This is a genomic window from Marinobacter nauticus ATCC 49840 (assembly GCF_000284615.1).
Taxonomy (GTDB): Bacteria; Pseudomonadota; Gammaproteobacteria; order Pseudomonadales; family Oleiphilaceae; genus Marinobacter; species Marinobacter nauticus.
On sequence record NC_017067.1, the window covers coordinates 3,166,830 to 3,180,706 of the forward strand.

General features: G+C 57.7%; 14 protein-coding genes. 11 read left to right on the forward strand and 3 right to left on the reverse strand.

Annotated elements, in window-relative coordinates; all coding sequences use genetic code 11:
- Positions 1-195: 195 nt before the first annotated feature.
- Together fabA and fabB are read left to right on the forward strand one after the other, a co-directional pair.
- Positions 196-705, forward strand: a complete 510-nt coding sequence (gene fabA, locus MARHY_RS14730) for a bifunctional 3-hydroxydecanoyl-ACP dehydratase/trans-2-decenoyl-ACP isomerase (protein ID WP_011786589.1) — start codon at positions 196-198, stop codon at positions 703-705.
- Positions 706-716: 11 nt separating this feature from the next.
- A complete protein-coding gene (fabB, locus tag MARHY_RS14735; RefSeq protein WP_014422508.1) occupies positions 717-1,928 on the forward strand; it encodes a beta-ketoacyl-ACP synthase I in 1,212 nt (403 codons plus the stop codon).
- Here fabB and MARHY_RS14740 read toward each other — a convergent pair whose 3' ends face one another.
- On the reverse strand, positions 1,929-2,285 hold the full coding sequence (locus MARHY_RS14740; protein ID WP_023008621.1) for a helix-turn-helix domain-containing protein: 357 nt from the start codon (positions 2,283-2,285) through the stop codon (positions 1,929-1,931).
- A gap of 188 nt (positions 2,286-2,473) precedes the next feature.
- On the opposite strand from MARHY_RS14740, the gene trhP reads away from it, so the two are divergent.
- From trhP to MARHY_RS14780, 8 genes are all read left to right on the forward strand, one after another.
- Positions 2,474-3,796, forward strand: coding sequence for a prephenate-dependent tRNA uridine(34) hydroxylase TrhP (gene trhP, locus MARHY_RS14745; RefSeq protein ID WP_014422510.1), 1,323 nt, complete (start codon positions 2,474-2,476; stop codon positions 3,794-3,796).
- 299 nt (positions 3,797-4,095) lie between these two features.
- On the forward strand, positions 4,096-5,544 hold the full coding sequence (gene sufB, locus MARHY_RS14750; protein ID WP_014422511.1) for a Fe-S cluster assembly protein SufB: 1,449 nt from the start codon (positions 4,096-4,098) through the stop codon (positions 5,542-5,544).
- Between the two features lie 209 nt (positions 5,545-5,753).
- Positions 5,754-6,515: a Fe-S cluster assembly ATPase SufC gene (gene sufC / locus MARHY_RS14755; RefSeq protein WP_011786594.1), complete on the forward strand. Its 762-nt coding sequence runs from the start codon at positions 5,754-5,756 to the stop codon at positions 6,513-6,515.
- Between the two features lie 15 nt (positions 6,516-6,530).
- Positions 6,531-7,817: a Fe-S cluster assembly protein SufD gene (sufD, locus tag MARHY_RS14760; protein ID WP_014422512.1), complete on the forward strand. Its 1,287-nt coding sequence runs from the start codon at positions 6,531-6,533 to the stop codon at positions 7,815-7,817.
- A 5-nt stretch (positions 7,818-7,822) separates the two neighbouring features.
- Positions 7,823-9,076, forward strand: coding sequence for an aminotransferase class V-fold PLP-dependent enzyme (locus tag MARHY_RS14765; RefSeq protein ID WP_011786596.1), 1,254 nt, complete (start codon positions 7,823-7,825; stop codon positions 9,074-9,076).
- A gap of 12 nt (positions 9,077-9,088) precedes the next feature.
- Entirely contained in the window at positions 9,089-9,445 is a 357-nt protein-coding gene (locus MARHY_RS14770) for a HesB/IscA family protein (RefSeq protein ID WP_011786597.1), read from the forward strand.
- A 25-nt stretch (positions 9,446-9,470) separates the two neighbouring features.
- Positions 9,471-10,013: a putative Fe-S cluster assembly protein SufT gene (gene sufT, locus MARHY_RS14775; RefSeq protein WP_041655047.1), complete on the forward strand. Its 543-nt coding sequence runs from the start codon at positions 9,471-9,473 to the stop codon at positions 10,011-10,013.
- Positions 10,010-10,468, forward strand: coding sequence for a SufE family protein (locus MARHY_RS14780; protein WP_014422516.1), 459 nt, complete (start codon positions 10,010-10,012; stop codon positions 10,466-10,468). The genes sufT and MARHY_RS14780 overlap by 4 nt, the downstream gene beginning before the upstream one ends.
- Positions 10,469-10,471: 3 nt before the next feature.
- On the opposite strand, the gene MARHY_RS14785 is transcribed toward MARHY_RS14780, so the two are convergent.
- Together MARHY_RS14785 and MARHY_RS14790 are read right to left on the reverse strand one after the other, a co-directional pair.
- The gene (locus MARHY_RS14785) at positions 10,472-11,683 is read right to left on the reverse strand and encodes a flagellar assembly protein T N-terminal domain-containing protein (protein WP_014422517.1); all 1,212 of its coding nucleotides are present in this window, start codon (positions 11,681-11,683) and stop codon (positions 10,472-10,474) included.
- 55 nt (positions 11,684-11,738) lie between these two features.
- Positions 11,739-12,275, reverse strand: coding sequence for an LPP20 family lipoprotein (locus MARHY_RS14790; protein ID WP_041655613.1), 537 nt, complete (start codon positions 12,273-12,275; stop codon positions 11,739-11,741).
- Positions 12,276-12,526: 251 nt separating this feature from the next.
- Between MARHY_RS14790 and traF the strand changes: the two genes are divergently transcribed.
- Positions 12,527-13,780: a conjugal transfer protein TraF gene (gene traF, locus MARHY_RS14795; RefSeq protein ID WP_041655049.1), complete on the forward strand. Its 1,254-nt coding sequence runs from the start codon at positions 12,527-12,529 to the stop codon at positions 13,778-13,780.
- The last annotated feature ends 97 nt before the right edge of the window (positions 13,781-13,877 follow it).

Consider the following 13,877-nt stretch of genomic DNA (forward strand, 5'->3'; position numbering starts at 1 on the left):
TCCCAAATATGGCGAACTTCACAGATTCGACGAAAGTATCAAACCGGACAAAAATTAGCCTTGATGACCATCAACCGGCTCTGGCTGCGGGTCCGGGGAACTTCTGGGCGGCAATCATCCACTAAAGGTCAATAGCCGTTCCCAGAACAGGCGCTAAAGTAGAAGAAATCATTTTGCAACAGAGACACAGGCAACATGTATCCTGATCACTTTGACAAAGAAGACCTGATCCGCTGCGGCCACGGCCAGCTGTTCCCGGGCGCCATGCGCCTGCCCATCGACGAAATGCTGATGGTCGACCGTATTACCCACATCGGAGCCGATGACGGCGAATATGGCAAAGGCAGCCTGGTGGCGGAACTGGATATCAACCCGGATCTCTGGTTTTTCAAAGTGCATTTTGAGGGCGACCCGGTAATGCCCGGCTGCCTCGGCCTGGATGCCATGTGGCAGCTGGTTGGCTTCTTCCTGGCCTGGAGTGGCGGTGAAGGCAAGGGGCGTGCCCTGGGGGCCGGAGAGGTGAAGTTTTTCGGACAGGTTTTGCCGGAAAACAAAAAGGTCACCTACTATCTGGATATCAAGCGGTTGATTCGCCGCAAACTGACCATGGCCATCGCAGATGCCCGTATGGAAGTGGACGGGCGGGAAATCTACACCGCCAAAGACCTTCGGGTCGGCCTGTTCACATCGACTGATGACTTTTAGGAGTTAGCACAATGCGTCGCGTTGTAGTTACCGGCATGGGGATCGTCTCCAGCCTTGGAACCAACCAGAAAGAAGTGGCCCAGTCACTTCGCGAATCCCGTTCTGGCATTGCCTTCAGCGAAGAAGCCCGGGACAACGGCCTGCGCAGCCACGTCGCCGGCAAGATCGACCTGAACCTGTCAGAACTGATCGACCGCAAGATCTGGCGCTTTATGAGCCCGGCCGCCGGCTACTGCTACCTGGCCGCCAAAGAGGCCATTGAGCAGGCTGGCCTGACCGACGAACAGCTGCGTGCAAACACCACCGGCGCCGTATTTGGTACTGGTGGTGCTTCCACCGTCGAACTGCTGGATGCCATCGACACTCACCGCGACAAAGGCCTTCGCCGGGTGGGCCCGTACCGGGTACCCCGCACCATGGGTAGCGCCATCAACGCTTCCATCACAACCGCCTTTGGCATTACCGGCATCAACTACGGCATCACTTCTGCCTGCGCCACCAGCGCCCACTGCATCGGCCACGCCGCCGATCAGATCGCCCTCGGCCGCCAGGACGTAATGCTGGCCGGCGGCGGGGAAGACATTCACTGGACCCTGAGCCTGATGTTCGACGCCATGGGCGCATTGTCCACCAAGTACAACGACACGCCGGAACAGGCCTCGCGCACCTATGACGCCGACCGTGACGGTTTCGTGATTTCCGGTGGCGGCGGTACGCTGATACTGGAATCCCTGGAACACGCGGAAGCCCGCGGTGCCACCATCCTGGCGGAACTGGTCGGCTTTGGCGCCACCTCCGACGGCGCTGACATGGTTGCACCCAGCGGTGAAGGCGCCATTCGATGCATGAAGCAGGCCATGGCCAACATCGACGGCGAGATCAACTACATCAACACCCACGGCACCAGCACGCCGGCAGGTGATGTAACCGAACTGAAAGCGCTCAAGGAAACCTTTGGCGACAAGATCCCGCCACTGAGCTCCACCAAACCTCTGTGTGGCCACGCACTGGGTGCCGCAGGCGTACATGAGGCCATTTACAGCCTGATCATGCAGCGGGAGAGCTTTATTGCCCCGTCCGCCAACATCCAGACCCTGGACGAAGGCGCCGAAGGCTACCCGATCGTGCGTGAACGCATGGACAACCAGAATCTGAACCTGGTAATGAGCAACAGCTTCGGCTTTGGCGGCACCAACGCCACCCTGATCTTCAAGAAAGTCTGATCAGGACAAGCGAAGCGAGCGGTATTCAGCCGGCGGCGTTCCCATCCAGCGCTTGAACGCCCGGCTGAAGGCGCTCAATTCCGAAAATCCGAGCTGCTCGGCAATTTCCACCAGCGGCTTGGATTTATCTTTCATATAGGTGATCGCCTGCTCCCGGCGAACCTGCTCCAGCAGAGCCGCAAACGTCAGCCCCTCCTGGCGCAACTTCTTGTGCAACGTATACCGGCTCATATTCAACTGCCCGGCCACCGTCTCAACACCTACTTTCCCTCGCTCCAACTGAATCCGGATCAGCTTGCTGACCCTCATACTCAGCGAACGCTTTGAATTTTCAGGCCTTAATGGCTCTGATGCCATGCTGGTTCCTCCTGCCTATCGTCCTGGCCCAAACTGCCAACTCCATCAGCGTACACATGTTAGCCGAAATCAATCAATACGACCTTTGAGCAAGATCAATGGCGCAGTGGATTATTTGCGGCACAATGCCCGCTTTCAGAATGCCCTACCTGCATCCATCCGCTTTTCAGTTGATACCCGGAGACACCATGACCACCCCGGAACTGCTTGCTCCCGCCGGCACCCCCGAACACCTTGAAACTGCCTTCGCCTATGGCGCAGACGCCGTCTACGCCGGCCAGCCGAGATATTCGCTGAGAGTAAGGAACAACAGTTTCAAAGACGTTGCAGCCCTGGGCGCCGGCATTGAACGAGCACACGAACTGGGAAAACAGTTCTATCTGGTCTCCAACATTGCACCCCATAACAATAAAGTGCGCAGCTACCTGAGAGACCTGGAGCCGGTCATTGAACAGAAACCCGACGCCCTGATCATGTCTGACCCCGGCCTCATCATGCTGGTAAGGGAGAAATGGCCGGATCAGCCCATCCACCTGTCGGTTCAGGCCAACGCTGTCAACTGGGCCACCGTGGAATTCTGGCGCCGCCAGGGCATCAGCCGAGTGATCCTGTCCCGGGAACTGGGCCTGGAGGAAATCCGCGAAATCCGCGAAAAAGTCCCCGCGATGGAACTGGAAGTGTTTGTACACGGCGCCCTGTGCATGGCCTACTCCGGCCGCTGCTTGCTGTCTGGCTACATGAACCATCGAGACGCCAACCAGGGCGCCTGCACCAACGCCTGCCGCTGGAACTATAAAAAAGTCCAGCACAGCCATGACCAGACCGGCGATCTGATCGCCACCTCTGCAGATGCGGTGGAAACCTGCGAGCCCAAAGAAATCCTGCTGGAAGAACCCAATCGCCCCGGCGGCTTCATCCCGGCCTACGAAGACGAACACGGCACCTACATCATGAACTCCAAAGACCTGCGCGCCGTCCAGCACGTAGCGGAACTGGTCAAGATGGGCGTTCACTCTCTGAAAATCGAAGGTCGCACCAAAAGCACCTACTATGTAGCCCGCACCACCCAGGTATACCGGAAAGCCATCGACGACGCTCTCGCCGGCAAACCCTTCGACATGCACATGATGGACGAACTCGAAGCCCTCTCGAACCGCGGCTACACCGAAGGCTTCCTGCGTCGGCACGTGCCCCAGGAATACCAGACCTACGAACAGGGCTCCTCGTATCTCGGCACCCAGCAGGTGGTAGGCACCATTGCCGACGCGGATGACCGTTGGCTCACCATCGACGTAAAAAATAAATTCGCCCCCGGCGACCAGCTGGAGCTCATCACCCCGGCCGGCAACCTGCGATTCTCTGCCAACACGATGGAAAACCGCCACGGCGAGGCCATGGAGTGCGCACCAGGCAGCGGCCACATCGTCAAAATTCCTAAACCCGCGAACGTGCCGGAAAAACTGGACTTCACCTATCTGACCAAGATTTTTCCCGAAAACACCTGCCGTTAAACTCGAGGGGGCGATCTGTACGCCCCCTTAGTGCCCCAAAGGCCGATTAAGGTATAATCCCTACACAACCGATTTAATACCTGACTATTTTACTCTGGTATTGTATAATCGCTCGCCAGAAGCAACGGGAAACCGGCCAGCAGCCATTCCCGTCATCCAAAAACCGATTGCAGGGCGTACTCACGGAGAGAGCGACCACTGCGACACCAGCAAACCGAATACACCCATCCGCCAGCCCAAGGGCTGCCGATGACACAAAGGGCGCAAGCCCTGGATGAGAGAATTACGGAGCGACGATCATGGCGACCACCGACAACGAGGTGAAAGAGCTGATCAAACGGGAATACGAACACGGTTTTGTGACAGAAATCGAAGCCGACACGTTCGAACCCGGCCTGAACGAAGACGTCATTGCCCGCCTTTCCGCCATCAAGAAAGAGCCGGAATGGATGCTGGAGTGGCGCCTCAAAGCCTATCGTCGCTGGCTGGAAATGGAAGAGCCAGACTGGGCTCATGTCGGCTACCCGAAAGTCGACTACAACTCGATTTCCTACTATTCCGCGCCCAAGCGCAAAGAGGATATGCCACAAAGCCTGGATGAAGTGGATCCGGAGCTGCTGAAAACCTACGAAAAATTAGGCATTCCCCTGCACGAGCGCGAAAAACTGGCCGGCGTTGCCGTGGATGCAGTCTTTGATTCCGTCTCCGTGGCGACCACCTTCAAAGAGCCTCTGGCCAAAGCCGGCGTGATCTTCTGTTCGATTTCCGAAGCCGTTCGTGATTACCCCGAACTGGTCCAGAAATACCTGGGCACCGTGGTTCCCCACGGCGACAACTTCTTTGCGGGCCTGAATTCGGCGGTGTTTTCTGACGGCACCTTTGTGTACGTACCCAAGGGTGTGCGCTGCCCTATGGAGCTGTCCACCTACTTCCGCATCAACGCCGCCAACACCGGCCAGTTCGAACGCACCCTGATTATCGCCGACGAAGGCAGCTACGTAAGCTACCTGGAAGGCTGTACCGCACCCATGCGCGACGAGAACCAGCTGCACGCGGCCGTGGTTGAACTCGTGGCTCTGGACGACGCCCAGATCAAATACTCCACCGTACAGAACTGGTACCCGGGTGATGAAAACGGCAAGGGTGGTATCTATAACTTCGTGACCAAGCGCGGCGCCTGTATCGGCAAGAACTCCAAGATTTCCTGGACCCAGGTGGAAACCGGCTCCGCCGTCACCTGGAAGTACCCGAGCTGTGTACTGCGCGGTGAGAACAGCGTTGGCGAGTTCTACTCTGTCGCGCTGACGCATAATTACCAGCAGGCCGATACCGGCACCAAGATGATCCACCTGGGCAAGAATACCCGCAGCACCATCATCTCCAAGGGTATTTCCGCCGGCAAGAGCTCCAACGCCTACCGCGGCCTGGTGAAATTCGGCCCGGGCGCAGAGGGCGCGCGTAACTTTACCCAGTGTGATTCGCTGCTGATCGGCGACCGCTGCGGCGCGCACACTTTCCCGTACATCGAGAGCAAGAACAAGTCGGCCATCGTGGAACACGAGGCGACCACATCCAAGGTCAGCGACGAGCAGATGTTCCTGTGCCGTCAACGCGGCATCGACCCTGAGCAGGCGGTGTCCATGATTGTCAACGGCTTCTGTAAAGAGGTGTTCAAGGAGCTGCCGATGGAGTTTGCGGTTGAGGCTGGCAAGCTTCTGGAAGTGAGCCTTGAAGGGTCCGTTGGTTAAACGCTATGCCCCGCTGGCCTCGGAGGAGGCCAGCGAGCGGTGGAGCTTTCCGGGATACGCTGTGAATACATCCCTGTACGCTCGACAAAATCATCCCTGATTTTGACGATCCCGGAAAGCTCCACCGCTCACTGTCCCGAACGTTTTCAGGGGCATCAAAGGGTACGAATTTATAGATCGAAATTCAGGATATAGAGAGACATCTACAAATGCTGAGTATCAAAAACCTGCACGCCTCCGTTGAGGGCAAAGAAATCCTCAAGGGCATTAACCTGGAGATCAAGGCCGGGGAAGTTCACGCCATCATGGGCCCGAACGGTTCCGGTAAGAGTACCCTGTCACAGGTTCTGGCAGGCAACGACGCATTTGAAGTCACCGAGGGCGAAGTCACCCTGAACGGAGACAACCTCCTGGATCTGGAAACCGAAGAACGCGCCCGCGAAGGCATCTTCCTGGCCTTCCAGTACCCGGTGGAAATCCCGGGCGTGAGCAACCTGCAGTTCCTGCGCACCGCCGTCAACGCCATGCGCAAGCACAAGGGCCAGGACGAGATGAACGCGGCTGAGTTCATGAAGCTGGCCAAGGAAGTTTCCAAACAGGTAGACCTGGACCCGGCCTTCCTGAAACGCGGCGTGAACGAAGGCTTCTCCGGTGGCGAGAAGAAACGTAACGAGATCATGCAGGCCCTGCTGCTGCAGCCGAAACTGGCCATTCTGGATGAAACCGATTCCGGCCTGGACATCGACGCCCTGAAAGTGGTTTCCGATGGCGTGAATGCTCTGCGCTCGGAAGACCGCGCCATTCTGATGGTCACTCACTACCAGCGCCTGCTGAACCACATTGTTCCGGATTATGTGCACGTACTGGCTGGTGGCAAGATCATCAAGTCGGGCGGTCGTGAACTGGCCCTGGAACTGGAAGAGAAAGGTTACGGCTGGCTGGGCATTAAAGACGACGACACCAGCAACTGATCAGGAGGCCGTGGAATGAAATCTGTACCCATGCTTTCCAGCGCCTTCCTGCACCCGGCCGGGGAATCCCTGCCGGAGCCGTTGCTGGCGCTGCGCAAGGAGCGGGCCAGCGCGCTGGTGGATATGCCGCTGCCTACTCGCAAGACCGAGAACTGGAAGTACTCCAGCAAGTACCTGAAGCTGGCCGACGATATGGCCATTTCCCTGCCGGCCGAAGGCAAGACCGGCAACAGTCTCGCTGTGCCCGGCTACAAAGTGGTTTTCATCAACGGCGTGATGATTCCTGAAGCCAGCGAGTACCCGGATCTCGACGGTATCGAGATCCTGAGCTTCAACGATCTGGCTAACGGCGAAGCTGAAGCCCTGTCTGCAAAACTGGGCAGCACCCTGAATCACGACCAGGTTCAATTCGCCCGCCTGAACGGGGCGCGCTTCGAAGATGGCCTGTTCATTCGCCTGAAACCCGGCGCGGTGCTGGATCAGCCGTTGTTCATCATCCATGAAACCAGCGCTGACGCCAGCGGCTCCGCCTATCCACGTATCTACGTGGAAGCCGGCGCCAACAGCCAGCTGACCCTGGTAGAGGAGTACACCTCCAGTGGTGAAGCATCCGCCTTGGTCAGCACAGTAACCGAATTCAATCTGGCCGATGGCGCCAACGTCACCAGCATCCGCCTGAACATGGAAGGCGAGAATGTTCAGCACATTGGCGCTACCGGGGTACTGCAACAACGCAGCTCGCGCTTCGAGAGCCATTGCGTTGGTTTTGGCGGCCCCCTGCGCCGGCACGATCTGCAGGTGCGGCTTGAAGGCGAAGGTGCGGAAACCAAGCTCAATGGCGTGGTGGTTACCCAGGGCAAACAGCACTACGACAACCACACGTCTATTGACCATGTCGCGGCCCACTGCAACAGCGAAGAGACCTATCGCAATATTGCAGCCGACCAGTCCCATGCCGTGTTCAACGGCCGGATTCATATCCACCAGGACGCCCAGAAATCCAATGCGGATATGAACAACAAGAACCTGCTGCTGTCCAACGGAGCAGAGATTGACACCAAACCGGAACTGGAAATCTACGCCGACGATGTGAAGTGTGCGCACGGCGCCACCATCGGTCAGCTGGACGAGACTTCCGTGTTCTACCTGGTATCGCGCGGGATCGGCCGCCGGCAGGCCAATGTTCTGCTCACCATGGCGTTCATTAACGAACTGGTGCAACAGATTCCAGTGGAAGCCGTGCGTGAAACCGCCCAGGCGCGGTTAAGTGATTTCTTTGAGCAAACCTTTCAGGAGGCCTGAGGGGCATGACTGATCTGTCCATGGCAAACAACACCCAGTCAATGGTGTTTGATGTGCAAGCCATTCGCCGTGACTTCCCGATTCTCAATCAGGAGATCAACGGGAAGCCGCTGGTGTATCTGGACAACGGCGCGTCGGCGCAAAAGCCACAGTCTGTACTGGATGCCATGGATCGCTATTACCGCGAGATGCACTCCAATGTGCACCGTGGCGCCCATACCCTGGGTGATCGTGCGACGGCTGCGTTTGAAGGCGCCCGGGAAACCGTGCGCCAGTTTCTGAACGCGTCCAGCACCCGAGAAATCATCTGGACCCGAGGCACCACGGAAGCCATCAACCTGGTGGCCAATGGCCTGGCCCCGCGCCTGAAAGCCGGCGATGAGATTCTGGTCAGCCACATGGAACACCACGCCAACATTGTGCCCTGGCAGATGGTGGCCGAGCGCACCGGCGCCAGGGTTGTGCCCATCCAGGTGACACCGCAAGGCGAGCTGGACCTGGATTCGTTCAACAGCCTGCTGAACGAGCGCACCCGGGTGCTGGCGATCACCCACGTGTCCAACGCGCTGGGCACCGTCAACCCAATAGCGCCCCTGATCGAACAGGCGAAAAAACAGGGGGTACTGACCCTGGTGGATGGCGCCCAGGCGGTACCCCACTTCCAGCCGGACGTTCAGGCTCTGGGCTGTGATTTCTATGCATTCTCTTCCCACAAGCTGTTCGGACCCACGGGCATTGGCGTACTTTATGGCCGAGCCGAACTGCTGGAAGAAATGCCGCCTTATCAGGGCGGTGGCGAAATGATTGAGCGGGTATCGTTCGAGCGAACCACCTGGAATGTGTTGCCCTACAAATTCGAGGCCGGAACCCCGGCTATTGCCGAAGCAGTGGGCCTGGGCGCCGCCATCGATTATCTGAACTCGCTGAACCGAAAGGCCATGGAAGCAGCAGAGGATGCCTTGCTGCGCCGGGCCAATGAATTGGTCGAAACCGTGCCAGGCATGGAGATCATCGGTACCGCCGCCAAGAAGGTACCGGTGATGTCGTTCAAGATTGCCGGCCTGCACCCAAGCGACATCGGCACCCTGCTGGACCAGCAGGGCATCGCCATCCGCACCGGCCACCATTGCGCCATGCCATTGATGGATTTCTACGGAGTACCCGGTACAGCCCGGGCATCGTTTGCGTTCTACAATACGCTGGAAGAGGTCGAGAAACTGTTTACCGGCCTGCAAAAGATCCAGCGCCTGTTTGCCTGAGGAGGTGGAAACATGACAGCCGAAGTCTTCACCCCAAGCGATGTGAACGTGACCATGACCCCTACGGCGGTCAAACACGTTCGCAAACAACTGGACAAGAAACCGGAAGCCAAGGGCATTCGCCTGGCCATCAAAAAGAGTGGCTGTTCCGGTTTCAAGTACGAAACCCAGTGGGTAGAAACACCGGAATCCGATGACCGTATTTTTACCATCGACGGCGTGGACGTGTTCGTAAAGCAGGAACACCTGCCACTAGTGAACGGCATCGAAATCGACTTTGTCACCGAGGGTGTGAACTCCCTGTTCCGCTTCCGCAACCCCAACGCCACCGCTGAGTGCGGCTGTGGTGAAAGCTTCACGGTGGCGTAAAGCACAAAGATAGGACTGATCAAACATGCAAGAACGCGAAGTCGTCCTGACCAAACGCGAAGTGGAAGCCCGCCTGGTACCTGCCGGAACGGAAATCATGATTCCGTCAGACACCTTTGTGACCATTACCCAATCCCTCGGCGGTAGCTTCACCGTGGCGGTCAACGGCAATCTTGCCCGCATTGAAGGCCACGACGCCGATGCCCTGGGCAAGCAGCCGCTGGAAAGCAGCTTCGAGACCCCGGAAGACGGCACCATCAACGAAAACCAGGTATGGGAAGCGCTGCGTAACTGCTACGACCCGGAAATCCCGGTGGACGTAGTCAACCTCGGCCTGATTTACGAATGCCGGATTGAGAACGGCACAGAAGACGGCAATCACGTTTACATCAAAATGACCCTGACCGCAGCTGGCTGCGGCATGGGGCCTGTAATCACCGACGATGTGAAGCGAAAGGTGGAGCATGCCCCCAATGTGGACAAGGTTACCGTTGAGCTCACCTTTGATCCGCCCTGGAACAACGATATGCTCACCGACGAAGCCAAACTCGAACTGGGAATGCTATGACCGCCAGCAAGGAACAATTTCTGAACAATCCCCTGGGCAAAGACACCACCCTTGAAGACGTTCTGGATGCATTTGAGTTTCTGGACGACTGGGAACAACGCTACGCCTACATCATCGACCTGGGCAAACAGCTGCCAGGTTTTCCCGATGATGAGAGGGTTGAAGAAAATTACGTGCATGGCTGCCAGAGTCAGGTATGGCTGATTCACCTGTACGATGAGGACAGCGGCAAACTGTTCCTGCTGATCGACTCCGATGCCATGATTGTTCGCGGCCTGGCCGCCATCATTCTGGTGGCTCTGAACGGCAAGACGCCTCGAGAGCTGCTGGCCACCGATATCGACGAGCTGTTCGAGCAGCTGGATCTGTTCCGCCATATCTCCCCCACCCGGGGCAACGGCCTGCGGGCCATGGTCGGCAAGATCCGGGATATTGCGGCGGCCGAGGCCGCCTGAGACTTACCAGATAATGGCCAGGTCATCGCGCTGAACGTTGATCAGACCACCTTCCGTGGGGATTCGCCCGTTACTGAAATCCGGATGCACGTTGTCCAGTGTCAGCGTAACCCCGGTATCGGACAGCTCAGGCGTACCATCCAGTGAATCGAAGTATCGCTGACTGCGGTACAGATCGAGTTCATCCCCCGGTCGCAGGCCCGCCGTTGCGCCGGAGGCAAGAGTCACCCGGTTGCCATCCACACGGGTTATCCGGGCCATGAATGGCTGACAGGCCAGAGCATTGTTGACGGCGGCGGTCATCTCGGCAATGACACCTTCAACCGCCTGCCCCCACTCAGAACCTTCAAAGCCCGCCGAAGCAAAACCTCCGGTACCACTGCCATCCGGCTGCCAACGTGCCGAGGTTTCAAACCGCTGCCGGAAGACCGGAGAACCGCTGAAGCCATCAAACACCATCACTTCGGCCTCAAACCGGCGCGAGGTGTCGGCCATCCCGATACCTCGCTGCATACGATCCAGAATTGAGCTGCCCCAGGCACCGGGGTCAGCCAGGCCAATATCCCGAATCACACCTGCCACCACAAACTGCGCCCCCAGTTCCCGGGCCAGCTGAACCACATTCGTCAGCTGATTGCTGGCCGGGTTTTTCTGAGACGTGGGCGCATCCGGCAGGTTGCTGAACAGCTGTAACGATGTAGCCCCCAGCACCTGCAATTGCCCCTGTTGTTGCAAGCGAGCCACCAGTTCCCGCGGCAACTGTTCGCCGGCGTCATCCAGCGCCGCACCGCCACCCTGCTCCGGACGGGTGATCGGGAACGCGGTTACCGCCACCCGTTTACGCAAACCGGATGCCTGCCCGGCCTTGCAGCTGCCAGCGCTACCTTCGGCATCCGACAGCTCTGCCCGGACAATCACCCTCAGCAGATTGCCACTTCGGTACTCATCCACTATCGTGGCATTGCGAACCTGGGCCATGGCCGACAGCTCGGTATGAGAGCCCACAAGCTGACCGTTCTCCATGGTGTCCCGGGTACTGACCCTGGCCTGATATTGCAGCGCAAGGTCGCGCATCGCGGCCTGACGCGCCTCAGTGCGGGCCTGATCCAGATTATTCTCCCGGATATTGGCATGCCCCACGCCTTCAAGGACCACGCCTTGGGCAAGGCCGGTACACAAGCTCAGCACCCAGAACAGAAGCATTGATCTCATCATGGCAATTCAACCCACCGGAACGATACCGGTTCAATCACGGCGTTCATCAACAGACCTAATCCAGGTAGTACAGGGAATCTGTGCGACGGGCCTCAACATCCCCTACACGATCATTCCGTCTGGGCATGGGAATGGCACAGAGATCCTGCACCTGATCGTCCGCCACCTTCGCCACACATTCCCGAAACCTTGGCTCCAGGCGCAGCTCCATCACCGTTTCCACCACGCCATCGCTATGCTCATTCACCGCCACCATCCGGGCGCCGCGAATGTAGCTGTCCACATAGGTGCGGAAACTGTCGTTCTGCAGAACGAAGTCATTCACCGTGGAACTGCCGTAGATCACGGTACCGTAGACCCGCTCTGCCAGATTCCGGTAGGCATCCAGCTGTGAAGCCCTTCGAGCCAGTAACCGCTTGCGGGTATTGACCCGGTCGGCCTGAACATTCTCATAAGTACCAAAACCACTGACCCGAACCGTAATGGGCTCAAAGGTTTCGGTCCTGGCCTGATCGTTCCGGTAGCTGCCTACCGGCGCACAGGCGGCCACGGCAAATGCCAGAACAGGAACAAGGATCCAGCGCAACGTCATTATCTTGTCTCCGGAAAACACTTTCACCAGAACCATGAAAGAATCACGCCACATTCGACAAACCAATGATCTTTGGACGGTTTCGATTATTCAGCGCAACTCTTTGCCCATGCAGGCGGCAAAAAGCTGCCTTTGTTTACACATACAGAACAAACCGTTACCGGTTGTGCGCTGCGTCACGAAATAAACTGGTCTAACCTTTCAGACACTTAATGATTTGTTCATGCAATAAAACCAACTCAGGACCGCCCATGAAAGCAAACCGCCTCAGCAAACTGTCCCTGGCCATCGGCCTGTCTGTTGCCACCACGTCTGCACTGGCAAGCCCGCAAGCCTTTATGTCTGCCCGCTCCTTCGCCATGGGCGGAACCGGCGTCGCCGTTGCCCATCCCTCTGCTGCACCGAGTGCCAACCCGGCCATGATGGCTGCTGAACAGCACGGCTGGGCAGACGATTTCGGCCTGATGCTGCCGTCTGTGAATGCGCGTGCGGCCGATGAGGAAGAGGTGATTGATCAGGTTGATGATATCCAGGACCAGATCGAGCAGTTTGAGGACCTAAAGTTTTCCAATCAAGCCGATGCCCAGGCCAAAGCACGGCAACTCGTAGACAACCTGGAAGCCTTTGACCGCGACACCATGCGTGCCAATGCAGGCTTGGGACTTGGCCTTGCTATCCCCTCAAACTCCTTGTCCTTTGGCTTCTTCGCCAACGCCAATCTGACAGCGACTGTGCGCGGTGAACTGGACGAAAACGACCTTGACCTTCTAAATGACATCGCTAATGGCGTTCGCCCGCCCGCCACTACAGATCTTGATGCAGAGCTGAACTCACGCGGCAGAATCCTGGCCTCTGCAGTAGCAGAAGCCGGCATCAGCATCGCTCACTCGTTTATGCTTTCTAATGGCAACGCATTGCAGCTTGGTGTCTCCCCCAAATACGTGCAACTACAAACCTTCCAGTACACCGAAGAAATCTCAGACTTCGAGGATGATGATTTCGACAGTGACGAATACGAAACTGACAAAAGCGGCTTCAACCTGGACATCGGTGCTGCTTATGCCTTCGGTGCTGAAAACCAGTGGAACGCCGGCGTCGTCGTCAAAAACCTGATCCCGATGGAACTGGATTCGGCCCAGAATCATCCGACCGAAGAAAAATACACCCTCGAACTCAACCCGATGGTCACTGCAGGTATCGCCCACAAGAGCGACTACCACGTAATCACCGCAGAAGTGGACCTGACTAAGAAAGAAGCCTTCGGGTATGAAGACGATACCCAGTGGCTGGCCCTGGGCGCGGAATTCGACGCCTGGCGTTACGCCCAGCTGCGTGCCGGTGTTCGCCACAACCTGGCCAGCAACGATGACAACGACGGCATCGAGGAAGACACTCAGTTCACCGCGGGTCTCGGCCTGAACATCATTGGTGTTCGCGTGGATATCGGCGCCCTGTACAGCAGCGCCGATGTCGGTGCAGCCCTGGAACTCGGCACCTCCTTCTAAGCCGACGCCCCGACCGCAAAAGCCCGGTCTGCCCTGCGCAGCCCGGGCTTTCTTATTTCACGCCGCCTGTTTGCCTCTGGACGGTCGTGGCCGGATA